The 17952-nt window shown below is 33.6% G+C and carries 16 protein-coding genes and 1 other RNA gene; 6 read left to right on the top strand and 11 right to left on the bottom strand.

From position 1 onward, the window contains the following. Nucleotides 1-1597, bottom strand: a 1597-nt coding sequence (locus C683_RS05550; protein ID WP_040388736.1) for a collagen-binding domain-containing protein, incomplete at its 3' end; no start/stop codon positions are given. Between the two features lie 752 nt (nt 1598-2349). After that, a complete protein-coding gene (locus C683_RS05545; RefSeq protein WP_009491807.1) occupies nt 2350-2721 on the bottom strand; it encodes a thioredoxin domain-containing protein in 372 nt (123 codons plus the stop codon). A 280-nt stretch (nt 2722-3001) separates the two neighbouring features. On the opposite strand from C683_RS05545, the gene C683_RS05540 reads away from it, so the two are divergent. Further along, nucleotides 3002-3421, top strand: a complete 420-nt coding sequence (locus C683_RS05540; protein WP_009491805.1) for a hypothetical protein — start codon at nt 3002-3004, stop codon at nt 3419-3421. A gap of 145 nt (nt 3422-3566) precedes the next feature. Here the strand turns inward: C683_RS05540 and C683_RS05535 are convergent, their stop codons facing one another. Beyond that, nucleotides 3567-3818: a type B 50S ribosomal protein L31 gene (locus C683_RS05535; RefSeq protein WP_009491803.1), complete on the bottom strand. Its 252-nt coding sequence runs from the start codon at nt 3816-3818 to the stop codon at nt 3567-3569. 110 nt (nt 3819-3928) lie between these two features. Continuing rightward, complete coding sequence (locus C683_RS05530) at nt 3929-4888, bottom strand: SH3-like domain-containing protein (RefSeq protein ID WP_009491801.1); 960 nt, start codon at nt 4886-4888, stop codon at nt 3929-3931. 139 nt (nt 4889-5027) lie between these two features. Here C683_RS05530 and C683_RS06710 point away from each other — a divergent pair, with 139 nt between their 5' ends. Further along, nucleotides 5028-5153 (top strand): hypothetical protein, encoded by a 126-nt coding sequence (locus tag C683_RS06710; RefSeq protein ID WP_009491799.1) that lies wholly within the window; start codon nt 5028-5030, stop codon nt 5151-5153. Nucleotides 5154-5180: 27 nt separating this feature from the next. Here the strand turns inward: C683_RS06710 and C683_RS05525 are convergent, their stop codons facing one another. The 7 genes from C683_RS05525 to C683_RS05495 form a co-directional block, all read right to left on the bottom strand. Further along, nucleotides 5181-5615 carry an LptM family lipoprotein gene (locus C683_RS05525; RefSeq protein WP_009491797.1) on the bottom strand — a complete coding sequence of 145 codons (435 nt, stop codon included), beginning with the start codon at nt 5613-5615 and terminating at the stop codon, nt 5181-5183. 119 nt (nt 5616-5734) lie between these two features. Beyond that, nucleotides 5735-6163, bottom strand: a complete 429-nt coding sequence (locus C683_RS05520; RefSeq protein ID WP_009491795.1) for a hypothetical protein — start codon at nt 6161-6163, stop codon at nt 5735-5737. A 100-nt stretch (nt 6164-6263) separates the two neighbouring features. Next, nucleotides 6264-8735: a heavy metal translocating P-type ATPase gene (locus C683_RS05515; protein ID WP_009491793.1), complete on the bottom strand. Its 2472-nt coding sequence runs from the start codon at nt 8733-8735 to the stop codon at nt 6264-6266. A 372-nt stretch (nt 8736-9107) separates the two neighbouring features. After that, entirely contained in the window at nt 9108-9311 is a 204-nt protein-coding gene (locus tag C683_RS05510; RefSeq protein WP_152411707.1) for a hypothetical protein, read from the bottom strand. 165 nt (nt 9312-9476) lie between these two features. Then, complete coding sequence (locus tag C683_RS05505; RefSeq protein ID WP_009491789.1) at nt 9477-12131, bottom strand: calcium-translocating P-type ATPase, PMCA-type; 2655 nt, start codon at nt 12129-12131, stop codon at nt 9477-9479. A 186-nt stretch (nt 12132-12317) separates the two neighbouring features. Next, entirely contained in the window at nt 12318-14729 is a 2412-nt protein-coding gene (gene recD2, locus C683_RS05500) for an SF1B family DNA helicase RecD2 (protein WP_009491787.1), read from the bottom strand. Between the two features lie 4 nt (nt 14730-14733). Continuing rightward, nucleotides 14734-15213, bottom strand: a complete 480-nt coding sequence (locus C683_RS05495) for a tRNA (cytidine(34)-2'-O)-methyltransferase (RefSeq protein WP_009491785.1) — start codon at nt 15211-15213, stop codon at nt 14734-14736. 237 nt (nt 15214-15450) lie between these two features. Here C683_RS05495 and C683_RS05490 point away from each other — a divergent pair, with 237 nt between their 5' ends. From C683_RS05490 to C683_RS05480, 4 genes are all read left to right on the top strand, one after another. Further along, the gene (locus C683_RS05490; RefSeq protein ID WP_009491783.1) at nt 15451-16098 is read left to right on the top strand and encodes a copper homeostasis protein CutC; all 648 of its coding nucleotides are present in this window, start codon (nt 15451-15453) and stop codon (nt 16096-16098) included. Then, a complete protein-coding gene (locus C683_RS05485) occupies nt 16091-17305 on the top strand; it encodes an AAA family ATPase (RefSeq protein ID WP_009491781.1) in 1215 nt (404 codons plus the stop codon). Before C683_RS05490 ends, C683_RS05485 begins: the two co-directional genes overlap by 8 nt. Nucleotides 17306-17349: 44 nt before the next feature. After that, a non-coding RNA gene (ssrS, locus tag C683_RS06505) (6S RNA) lies at nt 17350-17551 on the top strand. 70 nt (nt 17552-17621) lie between these two features. After that, the gene (locus tag C683_RS05480) at nt 17622-17912 is read left to right on the top strand and encodes a hypothetical protein (protein WP_009491780.1); all 291 of its coding nucleotides are present in this window, start codon (nt 17622-17624) and stop codon (nt 17910-17912) included. Nucleotides 17913-17952: the final 40 nt, after the last annotated feature.

Here is a 17952-nt window from a genome sequence, read left to right as displayed (position 1 = left end):
TACTTGTACTTGTGCTTGAACTTTGTTCTCCGCCACCTTTATGATCTTTATCATTAGTGTCTTCACTTGTGCTTACTTCTGTTGAACTTGTTGAAGTATCTTTACTTGTACTTGTGCTTGAACTTTGTTCTCCATTACCTTTATGATCCTTATCATTAGTGTCTTCACTTGTACTTACTCCTGTTGAGCTTGTTGAAGTATCTTTACTTGCGCTTGTGCTTGAACTTTGTTCTCCGCCACCTTTATGATCCTTATCACTAGTGTCTTCACTTGTGCTTACTTCTGTTGAACTTGTTGAAGTATCTTTACTTGCGCTTGTACTTGAACTTTGTTCTCCATTACCTTTATGATCCTTATCACTAGTGTCTTCACTTGTACTTACTTCTGTTGAGCTTGTTGAAGTATCTTTACTTGTACTTGTGCTTGAACTTTGTTCTCCGCCACCTTTATGATCCTTATCACTAGTGTCTTCACTTGTGCTTACTTCTGTTGAACTTGTTGAAGTATCTTTACTTGTACTTGTTGAGGCACTTCCTGTTGTACTATCTTCTTTGTGAGATGTATTTTGTAGAGGCCAACTATGAGATTCTCCTCCTGAAATATTTACATCTTTAGCTACAATATTCCCATCAATATTTACTCCAGCATTTATTGTAGAATTAGGAGCTAAGATACTACCCATAAATCTACCTGAATTAAAATTGATTGTATTATCTTCTGAACCAAAGTTCCACAAAATTTTATTGTATTTCTGATGTTCTTCTCCTGTCCCTTGAGTTGATCCATCGTCATATTTCACATTAATTTGCGTATTGATACTTGCATTTTTAGGAATATTTGTAACATTAATAATAATATCTGGTCCTAATTTATCTGAGGATACTCCACTAATAGTAATAGGCTGAGGAGCATTCAAATCATTATAGGGAATATTAACATAAATATTTCCATCTGAATTTGGAGTCGCTTTTGACACATCAATTACCTTATTATTCATATCTGAAAAATTCTTTTTAACTCCATTACTTTCTGGAGTATTCATGTTAACATTAGATTTTGCAGATAATTTTGATAATTCTTGATTAATATCGATATATTGATTTTCTTTATTTTCTTGGACTGTGTTTTGATTATTCAAATGAGTCATAGGAGTCCCATTTACTAAAATAGAATTTCCTTGTGATTTTAATTGAATAGAGGGCCCAAAAACAACTTCCTTTGTTCCTCCTCTAAAAGCATTGCTTGCCAATAATCCATCAATATTTTCGATATAATCTATATTATATCCATTTTCTAGAGAGGGGTTCCTTACTCCAAAATCATTTCCTGATTTAAGATGGTTTGTAGCAACATTCCCATTAACATCTGCTCTCATATTTACATTATTAGCAAAAATATGGAATAATGACGAAATTCCTAAAGGATTCTCTTTTTCAACTACTGAGGGGCTTATTCCTAACTCTTGCCAATTTTTATCTGTATATATCGTTTCGCTAGTAGGGGTAATACCAGCTTTCTCTATAGTTAAAGCATTTCCCACAAAAGGAAGCACTAACGACATACACACAATAGGGGTTAATATACGTGTACTTTTCATTTACTCTACTTTTTCCTCCTTTATACTAAGGACAATTATATTCTTTCTCAAAAAAAATACAATATAGTTCAATTTTTAACAATTTTATTTTGGTTAATAACAATGTGATAAAAGTCTACATAATTCAATTTTAATAAGAATTATTTGATAGAAAAAATTAAATATCAAAAAATATGAAATCAAACACATTTTGTATAAAATTGTTAGAAGTTTATCTACTTTTAACTTTCCATGATATATTTATTTTTATTATTATTTAACATTCTCATTGTCTTATATATTATTCCCACTTATGAATAATAACAGAGTTCAACTTTTGTTATATTTCACAAAAAAGAATATAAGTTAGAGAACCGTACTATTGTAATCTCTTTTGTATATTAAAATTTTTACAATACATTCTCTATCTAACAATAATATAACTATCTTTGGAAATAATATACTCTTAGTTTAATTACTATAATTATTTCAAATTGGACTCCATTATTGCGAGTGCTCAAATAATTAATCTACCCTATATCAAAGGATAATCATTTATTTTTGAAAAATATCAATTTATTACACTCAAATATTACTAGAGTTATCCTGCTTTATGTATTCTATATACTATATTTAATTGTATTAGACCATCAAAAAAAATATCATGTAATTCAACAAAGTATGATAGGAAACACAACATAACTATTGGAATTTTAATATTCATTTATATATAACAAAGAAAGGATACATCACATTGATGCATCCTTTCTTTATTATTCTCCTAAATATTCTTCATATTTTGTTGCTTCAAAACCAAACATTTTTACTTCGTGGTTAATTTCCAAAATTGGTAATTCCACTTCTTCTGGATGGTTAATTAACCAACTTGCAAATTCTTTATCAGATTTTTCTTCTGCTTTATGACGATCAGAGGTATCTTCCACATTTACAAATTTTTTTGGTTTGAAATCTGAATGCTTCATCCATCTCAATACTTCATCACGTGTAGGTTTCTTTTCTGCTAAATCAAAGCATGTGTAATCTACATCATGTTTTCGTAACCATTCTTCTGCTTTTTGAGTAGCACGTTGATTAGATTCTGTAGATAAGATAAATAAACGAACTTCTCTTTCTCTTTTATTCATATTTACCACTCCTTTTCACAATTTCATTATGAGCTTACTTTTAAAATAATGCAAAAATATCAACTTTTATAAAAACTCTGAAATATACTTTCTATCTTTTTTATTATCGCTCAAATTGTAAAATTATCGTTTTATAGTTATTTATAAAGAAATACTTACTATTATAGACATTTTAATTACGCATAATATCTTCAATTATTAATACTCTGTTAACATGCATTCATCAATATTTATATACCTCCTTCTATCCATTATAATTGGATTCCAAGGAGGACCTTTAATGAAAAATAAGTTAAGTACTAAAAAAATTATAAGAATAAATACAATTTTATTTTTTATTGGATGGCTAGTAATACTTTTACTAGGATCTGATTTTCCACCTCCAATAGGATTTTTATGGGCGATTATTCTTATCATCCTTTCTGATTTTATTCAATACAAATATTTACAATATTTTATACCGCAATTAAGAAAAAAAACAAAGTATCTATTCTCTCATAATCTTTTATTTTTCACTATGAGCTCTGCTTTGTTATCTTTAATTATTCTATTATTGAGATATCCCACTATTCATTCATTAACTTGGATAGAAAATGGTATATGGATATTGGTTTTTTCTATTCTTGGAGGAATATATAGTATCCTGTTTTATTTCTTTAACAAGTTTTTACTTTATTTTATAAAGAAAGACAATCATTAAAAATCTGCTATTTGTTCTCAAAAATAAGTTTATTGTTGAGAACAAATAAAAAAGGTGAAGAATTCTTCACCTTTTTTATTATCACTCTAACTACATCTATTACTTTTAAAATAAAAAAAGCTGGGAAAATCCCAGCTTGTTAAAATTAGTCGTTTGATAAACCGTATTTTTTGTTGAAACGGTCCACACGTCCGTCTGCTTGTGTGAATTTTTGACGACCTGTATAGAATGGGTGTGAATCTGAAGAGATTTCAACACGGATTAATGGATAAGTTTTTCCATCTTCCCATTCTACAGTTTCTTGTGATTCTTTTGTTGAACCAGATAAGAATTTGAATCCTGTAGTTGAATCCATGAATACTACTGGACGGTAATCTGGATGAATTCCTTTTTTCATAATAACTCTCCTTTGCCCTGATCTATTTGCTAGAACAGAGATTAATTTTGATAATAATTAACATTCATATAGTACCATACTCTACTATGGGTTTCAATTCTTTTTCGCATCTATTTTGCTTTTAATGCTTTAATATCTATATAGCCTAAGAATTTATCTTTTTGATAAATAGAATAATATGTTTTTCCATTAGATAAACGATATTTATACTTGGCAATTACTGTCTTATTATAATATTTACTACCAGTCGATACTTTTTTTGTAAAGTATAAGTTGTTATAAATCCCGTAATTTTTTCCTTTTACTACACATGTCTTATAATCTTTTTGACTATTTAGTTTGTTTACTTTTTTCTCTTCTACATATCCTCTCCAAACAGAATTCCCTTTAGAATCAGTTTGGTATGCAGAATAATATTTTTTTCCTTTATAGGTAAAATAGCTTTTAGCTCTGAAAACTTCAGAATCTTTAGAAGTTCCTTTTTTCTTTGTAATAAATTTATTTCCATATAAAGTAGCTTTCCCTTTTGCAGATAATAATTGATCACAATTTGTAGATTTTGGTTCTTTTGGCTTATTATTATCTGATACTATTTTTTGTACTTTCTTTGTATAGTAAGAATCAACATTTAAGAAAATCATTCCTTGATAACCATTTAAAATTGAACCTGTTACTTCAATTTCTCCCCGAAGAACGATTGGTTTATTATTTTTAGTGCCTACAATATATCCTTCATTTGCCCAATCGCTTCCATAAGCACTCGTTACTTTCATTCCATATTGAGTTAACGAATTATACTTTTGTCCGTTCCATCCACCAATGACAACATCACATCTTTTCCCTGAAATCAAATCATTAATAGGATATGCTCCAAATGCATAAATTCCACTTTTATTTAAGGAAATACGTGGAGTAGAGAATAATCGATCAATTTTATTTTGAATATTTTGATTCCAAGTTGCAGCTTGGGCCTCCATTGTATTTGGTTGTGTCATTTCTTTGGCTACATCATATGCTCCTAATAAAGAAAGCGCCAATGTAGAACCAGCGATTAATTTTTTAAAATTCATTTTCTGTCTCCTCATTAAAAATTCTTTATTTATTATAGCAATTCTCATATAGAGAAGGAAGCTCAAAAATGTTTTTTCCTTGGGAAATCGTTATAATGAAAGAAATGGAGGTGAAAAAGAAGTTTGACTTCTTGATGTTATGAAATTAGAAATTACGACAAAACATACAAATACAAAATTAGAAATTAACTTTAAAGACTTGGCTTTAATTTTAGGAACTACTCTCGCTGGAGTTGCGTTAATTCGTTATGCTGGAAACAAATAAAAGCGATGAAATCTTCATCGCTTTTTTCTATCCCCACTCATTACTTTGTGGTTTCACATTTGCCCCCATATCGTGATTGTCTCCATATTCATCACTTTGAGGTTTTACGTTTGCTCCCATATCATGGTTATTTTCATGTTCATCTTTTTGTGGTTTTACATGTTCTCCCATGTCATGGTTATTCTCATGTTCGTCTTTTTGTGGTTTCACATGATCTCCCATATCATGGTTTTGTGTATCTTGAACTTTTGGCTGGGCAGTGTTTTGCGTTGTTTCTTCCGTAGTCACTTCTGTGCTTTGTTGTGTACTTTCTGTAGACTCTTCTATTTTTGATTCTTCTTCACTGGATTGTGTTTGTTCTACTGAAGAAGATTCTTCTGTTTTTTCGTCTTCTTTACTTCCACATCCTGCTAAAGAAAACAGTAATAATCCAGAAGCCAGTGCTAACCAACGTTTTTTCATCGATTGTTCCTCCTTCTTCTCTTCTCAATTTTATTGTACCTTTTTTTGATAATTTTTTCATTGGAAATCATCATTGATAATAAGAAAAGACCTCTGAATAGACAGAGATCTTTGTTAGATTAGCGCATGAATTGGTTAGCCATACGAGCGACAATCGCTGAAACTTCTTGTGAATATTGGTCTTGTTCTTGTTCTGATTGATTAAATGCTTCTTTGTTTAATCCTTCATCTGGATTTACAGAGTTTAACATTGCTTCACAAGCATCTACATAATGATGGTAAGCTTTTGCCAATTTTGTATGTAATCCCATTAATTTTACAGGAACTTTCCAGCTATCTACTTGTTTACAATATTCTTGATATTGTTCTACTCCTTCTTCAAAGATCGTATGTACTTTCGCTAATGTTTCTACAGAAATTTCTTTATTTTCATCTAATGCTGTACGAATTTCTTCGTAATAAGGATGCATTTTTGATCCTACTTCTTCTGTATTTGTAATTAAGTCATTGATGTTTTGGAAATAAACACCGATATGCATTTGTTTCATATTTTTTTCTCCTTTAATAAATTCCTTTCTATTATAACATAGTCTTTCTTTTCTTTGGACATACAAAAACGCCTAGGTTTCCCTAAGCGTTTGGTTTCCTTTAATCTTTGAAATGTAAGTGTTTTAAACGAAGAGCATTTAAAACAATAATGATAGAGCTTGCACTCATCGCAATACTTGAAATCACTGGGTTCACTAATGGACCACCAAAGAAATAAGGAATTCCCATCGCGAGTGGAATACTAATCACATTGTAAACCAAAGCCCAGAAAAGATTTTCCTTGATATTGGATAGCGTCTTTTTACCAATGAAGAATAATTCTGGAATAGAAGTTAGAGCATCATTAATTAAAATGATATCAGAAGCATCAATCGCCAAGTTTGTTCCAGAATTCATTGAAATTCCAATCGTTGCGGTCGCAATCGAAGGAGCATCATTAATTCCATCTCCGACCATAATTACTTTACGTCCAGCATTCATTAATTTTTGAATTTCATTTTGTTTATTTTGTGGTAAAACATTCGCAATGACTTCGGTTACTCCTAATTTTTGTGCAATGGCTTTGGCATTACGTTCATTATCTCCGGTTAAAATTACTACTTTTTTATCCATTGCTTGTAAGGCTTGAACGACTTTCTTACTTTCTGAACGAAGTGTGTCACTTAAAGTAATCATTCCTAAAAAAGTAGCATCTTTAGCACAATAAATCACAGTTTTTCCTTCATTTTCAAAAACTTCCACTTTTTGTAAAGCGGCTTGAGGGATTTCTACTCCTTTTTCTTTCATCAAAGCTTGATTCCCAATAGAAATCACAGCACCATCAATCGTTGCGGCAGTTCCTAAACCAGGATAAGTATTCATATCTTTGGTACCAACAAAAGAAAGTTGTTCTTTTTTCACTTCTTCTACAATCGCTTTTGCAATCGGATGTTCAGAGCTTTGTTCCACACTTCCTACCATCGCTAAGAAGTTTCCTTGATCTTCTTTTTCATCCATCAAAATCACATCTTCTACAGCTAAAGTACCTGTCGTTAATGTTCCTGTCTTATCAAAGACTACGGTATCGATATGAGAAATTTCTTCTAATAAAGAACTTTTCTTCAATAAAATCCCTTTTTGTGCTAAGTTTTTCATACTAATCATCGTAGAAATTGGTGTCGCAAGACCTAGCGCACATGGACAAGCAATAATTAAAACAGAAACTAACATGTTTAAAGAGAAATCAATGGAATCTTTCGCATAGAATTTCCAAAATAGGAAGGTCACAACCGCTAAAATCATGACCAATGGAACAAACACTTTAGAGATTTTATCTACTAATTTGTGGATTGGCAATTTATCTTGTTGTGCTTTTTCTACTAAGTTAGAAATTTGATACAACATATTATCGTTAGTGGCTTTTTCAATTTTTACATTAATCGTACCCACTGTACTAATAGTTCCTGCATAGACTTTATCGCCTACTGTTTTTGTTTTTGGCAAGCTTTCTCCGTTTAACATTGATTCTTGCACATCAGAAGTTCCTTCTAAAATCACTCCATCAAAAGGAATCGTTTCTCCAGAACGAACTTGGATTTCATCCCCAACTTGTAATTGATCCGCAGGTAAATCTTCATAAGTGTGATTATCCATAATTTTATGTACCACTTTGGGAATCATAGAAGAAACATCTTTCAATGTATCTTTTGCACTATCTGTAGTTCGATGTTCAATCGTATGACCAATTAAAACAAAGGTTAAAATCAACGCTACAGAATCGTAGTACAATCCATGATAACTATGGTGTAAAAAGATTTGTACGGTTTCATATACGCTATATACCCAAGAAATAGAAGTTCCTAGAGCAATCAACGTTTCCATGTTAGGGCTAAAATGGAATAAGGCAGTGAAACCGACATTATAAATTTTTCGAGCAAAATATAATACAGGAAGAGATAGTAATAATAGTACGACTGAAGTAATTTCTGGGTGTGTTGTTAAATCAAGAACCGAAAAAATAGGTAAATGTAACATTGGAGCCATACTGATATAAAAACTAATCGCAGCTAAAATTCCCATCGTAACTAAATGGAAACTCGATTTCTTCGCCTTACTTGTTGTTGCACAATGCGAAGTGTCCTCTTTTTTCTTTGAGTTTGGACTTTCTTCTTTTGTGACAGGAACTTCCTTTTTGACCACTGGATATCCTAAACTCGATAATTTTTCTTCGACTTCTTCTTTGGTAACAGAAGCATCAGAAAAAACTCGTACTTTTTGTGTAACAGGATTAATAATGACTTCATGAATTCCTTCAATTTTGTTCAATCCTGTTTCAATCGTTAACGCACAAGAAGCACAACTAATTTCTTCCACTGCGTAATCCTCAATTTTTTGTTCCATCAATTGAGGGACAAGCTTTTGTATATGAGAAACTACTTCATCTTTAGTTGCAGAAGTAGGATCATACTTTATGGTTAATAACTGGTTCTCTGCTTGATACTCTGCACGAGCAATCGCAGATAAATGCTTTACTTGTTCCAACCAATCTTCTTCTTTCGGAAGGGTAGGAAGATAGAACACTAACTCTTTCATTTCAATCATCCTTTCTATCTTAGCGTCTGGATTGATTCTATCATACGTGTTTCTTCTTATTAAAATAATATGCTTTATTTATTTTTTTATTTTTTCTGATTGAAAGAAGAAATCGATTCATTTTACTTTGAGTTTTTGTTCCTTTTACGCCACTTTTTTTCAAAATAGGTGATTATTTTATCTTCAAATAAGTTCCAAACCAAAATACAAATTGCAACAGCAACAATCCAAATAAAAACTATCATTAGATACGCCTCCTTTTTAGTTTTCAACGTGATAACTTACCGTATTATCCAAAAAATCTTATTCATTTTACTTTAGGTTTTTGTTCTTATCTAAAAATTTTGGTTTATGAGGTAATCCAATAGCGAACTATGGAGCATTTTTTAATTGATAAAGCCATAAATTACGACCACGTGCTTTCTCTTCTTTCGATTTATGTTTGCCAAATAAAATATAAATCGACCAATATTGAATCGTATCCCAAAAGATATGACTCAGATAACTAATCATATATAAAATAAATAAAGCAACGATAATAAAGATAACTGTCGCCACAATGCTTGTTACCATCATCGATCCCCTTTCTTTTAAATCTACTTTATTCTAGCTTTTTTTTCTTTTCTGTCTAATTGTTGTTCTTCTTTCAAGTTGTCAACAGTTTCTAATTTTTCTTTATTGATTCTCCTTTTATCATAAACAAAAAAGGAGAGAATCATTCTCCCCCTTTTCTTTCATCTATTAATAATTATATTTTTTACGTTGTACCCATTTCACAATTTCAACAATTGGAATAATTGAGATACTTGCGATTAATACAATCATCCATTGGTAAGCATCTAGATGAGCAACATGGAATAATTGGTTGAATCCTGGTACGACAATCGTAATTGCTAATAAAACAAACGATAACAAGATTGCCCAGTTAAACGCTTTGTTGCGGAAGATACCAATTTTGAAAATAGAACCGTGGATTGATTTTACGTTGAACGCATGGAACAATTGTAATAATCCTAAAGTAGCAAAAGTCATTGTTAACGCATCCGCATGGATAGCATCATATCCGCTGTGAACAGGGAAATGAATCGCTAACCAGTAAACAGTTAATGTAATCAAACCTTCTAAAATCCCTTGGTAGATAATACTACTCATTACTCCACCAGAGAAGAAGTTTGATTGACGACCACGAGGTGCATGTTGCATGACATCTTTTTCTGCTGGTTCTACCCCTAAGGCAATCGCTGGGAAAGTATCTGTTACTAAGTTAATCCACAATAAGTGAACCGGTAATAATGTATCCCAACCTAATAGAGTTGCGACAAATAAAGTAATCACTTCTCCTAAGTTCGCAGACAATAGATATTGAATCGTTTTTTGAATATTAGAGAAGACTTTACGTCCCTCTTCTACCGCTACAATAATTGTAGAGAAGTTATCATCAGCTAAGACCATGTCAGAAGCTCCTTTTGATACTTCTGTACCCGTAATTCCCATACCAATTCCAATATCTGCAGTCTTCAACGCAGGAGCATCGTTGACTCCATCTCCTGTCATCGCTACTACTTTTCCTTGGTCTTGCCAAGCTTTTACAATACGAACTTTATGTTCAGGAGATACACGAGCATAAACAGAATATTGTTTTACATGATTTTCAAATTCTTCATCGGACATTGCATCTAATTCTGCCCCAGTAATTACAGCATCATGTTGGCCTTTTTGGATGATTCCTAAACGAGCAGCAATCGCTTCTGCAGTATCACGGTGGTCCCCAGTAATCATAATTGGGCGAATTCCTGCTTCTTTTGCCGTGCGAACCGCTTCTGCTGCTTCTTTACGTTCAGGGTCAATCATTCCAACTAAGCCAGCGAAAGTTAAACCATTTTCAACTGCTTCACTTGTTAAAACTGCAGGCATTTCATCGACAACTTTATAAGCCATTGCTAATACACGTAACGCTTGTGTCGCTAATTCTTTATTCGTCTTCAATAAGAATTGTTCTTCTTCTGCTGTCATTGGTTGAACAGAACCATTTTCTTCAAACGTTGTACAACGTTTTAATAATTCATCTGGCGCCCCTTTTACTGCGATTAAGAACTTACCATTTTGTAAGTCATGAACAGTAGTCATTAATTTACGGTCAGAATCAAAAGGAATTTCTGCTACGCGAGGTTCTTTCGCTAATTCTTTTTCTAAATCAAATCCTTTATTTTTACCAAAACTAATTAATGCTGTTTCTGTCGGATCACCAAGTAACGCACCATCATCAGCTTCTTTCGTATCATTACAGAAGTTCATGATTTTTAGTGTCATATTGTCTGGATCCATCGCTTCATTAGCACTGTGTAATTGGTTATTACTCATCCATTGTTCCACAGTCATTTGGTTCATTGTTAATGTACCTGTTTTATCAGAACAAATAATATCAGTAGCTCCCAATGTCTCTACTGCAGGTAACTTACGAACTAACGCATGGCGTTTGGCCATTTTTTGTGTACCTAGTGCTAAAATAATCGTTACAATCGCAGGTAATCCTTCCGGAATCGCTGCTACCGCTAAAGAGATAGAAGTTAACAACATATCTAACACATTTTTTTGTTGGAAGAAAACACCAACAACAAACATAATTACGGCAATCGCTAAAACGATAATCGTTAAGACTTTACCTAATTGATTTAGACTTGCTTTCAATGGAGTTTCTGTCTCATCGGCATTCGCTAACATTCCTGCGATGTGACCTACTTCTGTATTCATTCCTGTTGCGACTACAATCCCTACTCCGCGACCATAGGTTACATTACTATTCATATAACCCATATTCACCCGGTCACCAATTGGTGTTTCTGGATCTTCTAACGTTGTAGCTTCTTTTTGTACAGGAACAGATTCTCCGGTTAAGGCAGATTCTTCAATTTTTAAAGAAGCTGCTTCAATAAAGCGAACATCTGCTGGTACCACATCTCCTGCTTCTAGTAATACCACATCTCCTGGAACTAATTCATCACTTTTAATTTCCACCACTTTGCCATCGCGCAATACTCGAGCATTAGGCGTTGACATTTCTTTCAATGCATCAATGGCTTCTTCAGCTTTTGATTCTTGAATCACACCAAAGACTGCATTTAAAATCACTACTGCTAAAATAATGATACAGTCGGTAACTTCACCAATAAACGCAGAGACAAGAGAAGCAGCTAATAAAACAAGGACCATGAAATCTTTGAATTGATCAAAGAATTTGGCCAGCATACTTTTCTTCTTCTGCTCATTTAATTTATTGGGACCATAAGTTTCTAAATTTTTGGCTACTTGGTCTGAAGATAGCCCATCAGGTGAAGTTTGAAACTCGTTACAAATCTCGACTTCACTTTGTACGTAGTAAGGGGTTTTCTTACTCATTTTCATCTTCCTTTCTTAATTATTGGTAAAAAAAGAGACCTGAATGACCTCGTCATCCAAGTCTCACTAATTAAGATAGTACCAGAAATAAAATTTCGGTTGGTGATACTATCGCAGATTATCTGCCAGTTACTCCCTTGAAAGTAATTTTACTCATATATATTGTACGAAACTTAAAGAAAAAAATCAATCCTGCTCTTTTATAAAGTCCCATGGTGTTTTTCCATCCATACCAATCATCGGTGAAATCAATCGCTGATAGACTTTTTCATTTGTTAACACATAATCTTCTTCTTTTTCTTCTTCTATAGGTTCGTTAATATAAGCAATAGCTTCTTCTTCTATTTTTTCTTCTACTTCGACGTTATATTTTTCTTCTTGCTCTGTTTTTGGCTCTCCAAAAACACGATGAAGATGATAAATCAATCCTGTCTTTCGTTCATTTCCTGGCGTTTCAATACAACGTTGAAAGGCCATTTCTTCCCCAATAAAAATCACACTTTTTTTCGCACGGGTAATCGCGGTATATAAAAGATTTCGTTTTAAAAGTGGAATTGGATAACGATTGACCATCGGAATAATCACTGAATCATATTCTGAACCTTGGGATTTATGAATCGAACAACAATATGCCAAAGAAATGCGATCCTTTTCTTTTTTTGTAAAGGAGACTTCATTTCCTTCAAAATCCACCCATAATTTACCATCCTGAATGGCAGTCACAAACCCAATATCACCATTAAAGACATTATTTTCTACATCATTTTCTAAATTGATAATTTTGTCTCCTTCATAATAGGTACATTGGTCGGCAACAAATGGCTCTTTTTTTCCAAAATCAGGATTCATTACTTGTTGTAACGTTTGATTTAATGCATGAATTCCTGCTTCTCCATTATAAGTAGGAGCGAGCACTTGTAGCGTTTTTGCACTATAGCCTTTTTTTAAAGCCACTTCCACAATTTGCTGGATGCTGTCTTTTAGCTCACTAGCTGGACGCTCAAAATAAGAACGATCCGCCTTTTTAGCCGTAAAGTCTTGTGGCATCACACCTTGGCAAACTTCATGAGCAACATCAATAATCGTAGAGTCTTCATTTTGACGATAAATATCTTGTAACTCTTCAAAAGGTAAAACCTCAGATGCTAAAAGGTCGCCTAAAATTTGCCCTGGTCCTACAGAAGGTAATTGGAAATGATCGCCAACAAAAATCACTTTGACTCCTGTATCAATTGCCTCTAATAGCGTTTTACAAAGCAAAGTATCCACCATAGAAAATTCATCCACAATGACAATCCCATCGCGAATTTCTCGATTGGCTTCTTGCACTTCTTCTCCTAGTCCCAATCCAAGCATACGGTGGATGGTCGCTGCAGGTAAGCCTGTTGATTCATGCATTCTTCGAGCTGCTCTTCCTGTTGGTGCTGCAAGATGGAATAACGTATCTTCGCCATCCTTTGCTTCTAAAGGAACTTCTTCTAACATGGAATACAACTCTAAAATTGCCTTAATAATCGTTGTTTTTCCGGTTCCTGGACCTCCTGTTAAAAGAAAGACATTATGTTGCATTGCTTTTTTCAACGCTCTTTTTTGCGAGTTGCCATAACGGAACGTACTTTTCTTTTCTAATTTTTGAATCGCTTGATCAATTTCATCTTCACTGTAAGGTACAGGAGCTTCTGCTAAACGTTGTAAGGCAAAGACAATACTGGTTTCTGCATCAAAAAATGTCGGTAAATATACTTGTGATTCTTCTTCTTTTACAAAGTACAGCTTTCTTTCTTTCAAAAGATCAGAAATCGCTTCTTGAATCAAAGCAATATCAATCGGTTCGCTTTGTCCTTTTTCTAACTCTTTTTGTGCTGTCTCCAATAAACTTCTTAGATCTAAATACGTATCCCCACTACGATAGCAGTGCAATTGTAACACCATTTCTACGCCCGCTTGTAATCGACGTTGATCTGTAGCTTCTATTCCTAATTCTCTTGCGATATGGTCAACTTTATCAAAAGAGATTCGTAAGTCCATTTTCAATAATTGATAAGGATTTTTTTGAATAACTGCTAACGAACGTTGCTTTTCTTTTTTGTAAATCTTTTCTGCTTGAGGTCCACTCAAACCTAAATTACGTAGTTCTAAAAGAATTTGGTCTTTTCCATAATGCGCTTGTACTTCTTTAATTAGTACTTCTTTTTGTTTTTGACGCAATTTAGGCACTTCATCTAAGCAACTTGGGTCTTCTTTAATTTTTGCAATCGCATCTTTTCCTAGAGTTTCTATAATCGATTCTGCGGTCTTTTTCCCTACTCCTGTAAAGCGTTCACTAGAAAAATATTCTACTAAGTGTTCTACCTCATCTGGCTCATGTAAATGAAAAGACTCGACTTGCCATTGCCATCCATAGGTCGGGTGCTCTACCACATGCCCAATAAAATCATAGGTCTCACTTTCTACTAATTCTGGCAAAGTCCCTACTACCATGGTTCTTTGTTCTAAATGCGTAGGAGGTGTACCAATAATACGAACACTAGCAATCGCATAGTCCCCTCTTTGAAAGACAATACGTAAGACTTGCCCTGTAATTTGCGTTTCTTCCATACGTTTAGCCTCTTAATGGTGCAAAATCTTGTTGACGCAACACTTCATAAATCACAATTGCGGCTGTATTGGATAAATTTAAAGAGCGAACTTTGTCCGATTGAGGAATTAATACGCAACGTTCTGCTCCTCCGTATTGTTCAATCACTTCTTTTGGAATCCCTGTTGATTCACGACCAAACATTAAATAAATATCTTTTCCTGTATTGTAATTCATTTTATGGTAAGGTTCGGTACCAAACGTTTCAATATAATAAATTTCTTCTACTGGATTTTGAGCAAAAAATTCATGAACATCATCATAATAATGAACATTTAGATCATCCCAGTAATCACAACCAGCACGTTTTAAATGTTTGTCATCGACAGAAAATCCTAAAGGACGAATTAAATGCAAATGAGTATTGGTCCCAACACAAGTACGAGCAATATTTCCTGTATTTTGGGGAATTTCTGGTTGGTATAAAACAATATGGTTCGTCATAATCTAACTCCTCTTTTATCGACAGAATTCAAAATTATCTGTCTTTTCATGATATAATAAACAAAAAAAACGTAGCAACTCGGTGTTCATCACTGCAAGTTGATACGTTTACGCTGAGGTTATCCTATCCTTTTATTTGAACAGGATGAAAAATAAAAAGATGGGATAAATTTCTCTTTTCCATTATTATATCATAGATTCATATCTTGACAACCTTTTTTTCACAAGGAGAGAAAAATGATTAAAGAAGCTTGTATTACAAATGAAAAAGAAGCGTTGAATGCGGTAAAAAAAGGTGCGCAACGCTTAGAATATTGTGTAGATTTATCTTGTGGGGGGATTGAACCTACAAACAAAGAAGTAATTTACTTACGGAAGGTAGTTCCTGTAGAAATTCCAATGATGGTAATGATTCGCCCTCGTGGAGGTGATTTTCATTATACAAAAGAGGAAGTACAAAAAATGGAAGCCAAAATCAAAGAATTAAACCATTTGCCACAAGTTGGCTTTGTTTTTGGTTGCTTAACAAAAGAAAAAACAATCGATGTTTCTTCCTGTGAAAAGCTACTAAAAGCAGCGGGTACTTGTCCTTGTACGTTTCACATGGCTTTTGATGAAATTTCTGCACAAAACTGGACTCAAAGTATTCAACAAATCGCAAACTTAGGTTTTGAAAATCTCTTAACCCATGGTGGACCGTTAACAACTCCTATTACAAATACTTTATCTTCCTTACAAAAAATTCAGTCTTTTTTAGCCTCTACTTCTGTGCAATTATTAATTGGTGGTGGCGTAACCAAAGAAAATCTATCTTTTTTAGCCACTCAATTTCCAAACGCAGATTTTCATGGCACAAAAATTGTAGGAGGACTTCTAAATGAATGATTTTTTACATCGCCTTTCCCCAACAAAACTGTCTGAAATGTATGGACAAAAAGAGCTCATTGGTGAGGGAAAAATTTTATGGCAAATGGATCAAACGAAAGAATATCAATCTTTTGTTTTAAGTGGCCCTCCTGGTTGTGGGAAAACTACTTTAGCTACCGTCTTAGCTCAAAATAGCGAACTTCCTTCTCGCTATTTCAATGCCGCAACCGAAGGAAAAAAGGAACTTGCTCAAAAAATAGAAGACTTATCTTTATTTACCAAAGGAATTTTAATCATTGATGAAATTCATCGTTTAACGAAAAATACGCAAGATTATCTCTTACCTTTTTTAGAACAAGATAAAATTATTATTTTTGGTCTAACGACAGAAAACCCTGCGCAACGCTTAAATCCTGCCGTCCGTAGCCGACTTTATTTATTTAATCTTGTTCCTCTTTCTTTAGAAGAAATGCAAGTGGCACTCCAACAGGCAATTCAAAAATGGGAAACTCCCGTTCAAGTGGAAGAAGAAGTATTGACTACTATTGCACATCATGCCCAAGGAGATTTACGGATGGCCTATCAAGAGCTGGGGTTATTATTACAAAATCAACAAACTTCATCTCTAATTACTCTAAAAGATTTACAAGCTCTTCCTTTACAGCATCCGCATCATCAAACAGGAACTAGCGAATATTACGCTTTAATTTCTGCGTTGCAAAAATCGATTCGAGGAAGTGATGTCGATGCCGCAATGCATTATTTTGTACAATTAATGAATCTTGGAGAATTAGAAGGAGTTTGTCGTCGCTTACTAGTGATTGCTTATGAAGACATTGGACTTGCCAATCCAGGAGCAGCAGCTCGAACGGTCGCTGCTGTCCAAGCCGCAAAAGAACTTGGACTGCCTGAAGCGAAAATTCCTTTAGCGAATATCATTATTGATTTGAGCCTTTCTCCTAAATCCAATAGTCCATTAGAAGCGTTACAACGAGCAGAAGAAAATATCGCTAAAGGGAATGTCGGAACGATTCCAAGTGCACTACAAGATCGCCATGTGGGAAAATCTTCTTCTTATGTTTCTCCTCATCATGGGCCTGTGCCAAAAACACAACATTACTATCCAGATGGCATTCCTTATACCCCTTATTATCAACCAAAAGAGACAGGAAAATATGAGCGAGCTTTAAAACAACAGTGGATAAACCAACAAAAAAATCGCTGACACACTTTTTGTCAAAGGAAAAAAATTATGCTATTATAAGGGTGGTAAATCTGTGATGTACGCGTTGTTCCGTCTAGTGTTGACCGAACAAAACTATTATTGAAAGGGATTTCTGGATCGCCCATGGACAAAATGCCTAGATAGTTTCTACCTAGGACTTTGGAAGTGGACTGCAGAGAACCCACCTGCAACATAACTATGCGGGTTCAATACATAGGAACAAGAAACGGCATTAACGGAGATACCATTTATAAAGAAAATAGAAGCAATTTGTCTTAGACAAGTTGCTTTTTTATTTGATTAGGAGGAATAACTGATGTGCTGGATTTATTTTATTTTGAGCATCCTTTTATTTGGCGCTTGCCTTTTATTAAAAAAAATCACCCCTAATTTTATTCAAGCTTTTCAACGCAAATCTTTTGCGGTTAAAGACTTGTTAAAACAGTGGATGATTCTTTATTTCATTTTAGCAATTTTATCTTTTATTATTTTTATTGCGGCACTTCTTGGGTGGTTTCAACCTACAAAATTTATCGCTTTTCTTTTACTTTTCCTTATTTTGCTTGTCTCTGCGATTCAATCCTTCCGCTTATTACGCCACTTATAAAAAAATCCAAGCTCTTTTTCAAGCTTGGATTTTTATTTTC

The organism is Catellicoccus marimammalium M35/04/3, from assembly GCF_000313915.1.
Lineage (GTDB): Bacteria > Bacillota > Bacilli > Lactobacillales > Catellicoccaceae > Catellicoccus > Catellicoccus marimammalium.
Note: the sequence above shows the minus strand (reverse complement) of the source record. Positions and strands in the feature narration are given on the sequence as shown.

Coding starts and splice junctions, on each gene's coding strand:
- C683_RS05515 (WP_009491793.1), bottom strand. CDS start 8,735: ATGAAAGAGTTAGTGTTCTATCTTCCTACCCTTCCGAAAGAAGAAGAT.
- C683_RS06710 (WP_009491799.1), top strand. CDS start 5,028: ATGAAATTAGAAATTACGACAAAACATACAAATACAAAATTAGAAATT.
- C683_RS05490 (WP_009491783.1), top strand. CDS start 15,451: ATGATTAAAGAAGCTTGTATTACAAATGAAAAAGAAGCGTTGAATGCG.
- C683_RS05540 (WP_009491805.1), top strand. CDS start 3,002: ATGAAAAATAAGTTAAGTACTAAAAAAATTATAAGAATAAATACAATT.
- C683_RS05510 (WP_152411707.1), bottom strand. CDS start 9,311: ATGATGGTAACAAGCATTGTGGCGACAGTTATCTTTATTATCGTTGCT.
- C683_RS05535 (WP_009491803.1), bottom strand. CDS start 3,818: ATGAAAAAAGGAATTCATCCAGATTACCGTCCAGTAGTATTCATGGAT.
- C683_RS05485 (WP_009491781.1), top strand. CDS start 16,091: ATGAATGATTTTTTACATCGCCTTTCCCCAACAAAACTGTCTGAAATG.
- recD2 (WP_009491787.1), bottom strand. CDS start 14,729: ATGGAAGAAACGCAAATTACAGGGCAAGTCTTACGTATTGTCTTTCAA.
- C683_RS05520 (WP_009491795.1), bottom strand. CDS start 6,163: ATGAAACAAATGCATATCGGTGTTTATTTCCAAAACATCAATGACTTA.
- C683_RS05530 (WP_009491801.1), bottom strand. CDS start 4,888: ATGAATTTTAAAAAATTAATCGCTGGTTCTACATTGGCGCTTTCTTTA.
- C683_RS05480 (WP_009491780.1), top strand. CDS start 17,622: ATGTGCTGGATTTATTTTATTTTGAGCATCCTTTTATTTGGCGCTTGC.
- C683_RS05505 (WP_009491789.1), bottom strand. CDS start 12,131: ATGAGTAAGAAAACCCCTTACTACGTACAAAGTGAAGTCGAGATTTGT.
- C683_RS05545 (WP_009491807.1), bottom strand. CDS start 2,721: ATGAATAAAAGAGAAAGAGAAGTTCGTTTATTTATCTTATCTACAGAA.
- C683_RS05525 (WP_009491797.1), bottom strand. CDS start 5,615: ATGAAAAAACGTTGGTTAGCACTGGCTTCTGGATTATTACTGTTTTCT.
- C683_RS05495 (WP_009491785.1), bottom strand. CDS start 15,213: ATGACGAACCATATTGTTTTATACCAACCAGAAATTCCCCAAAATACA.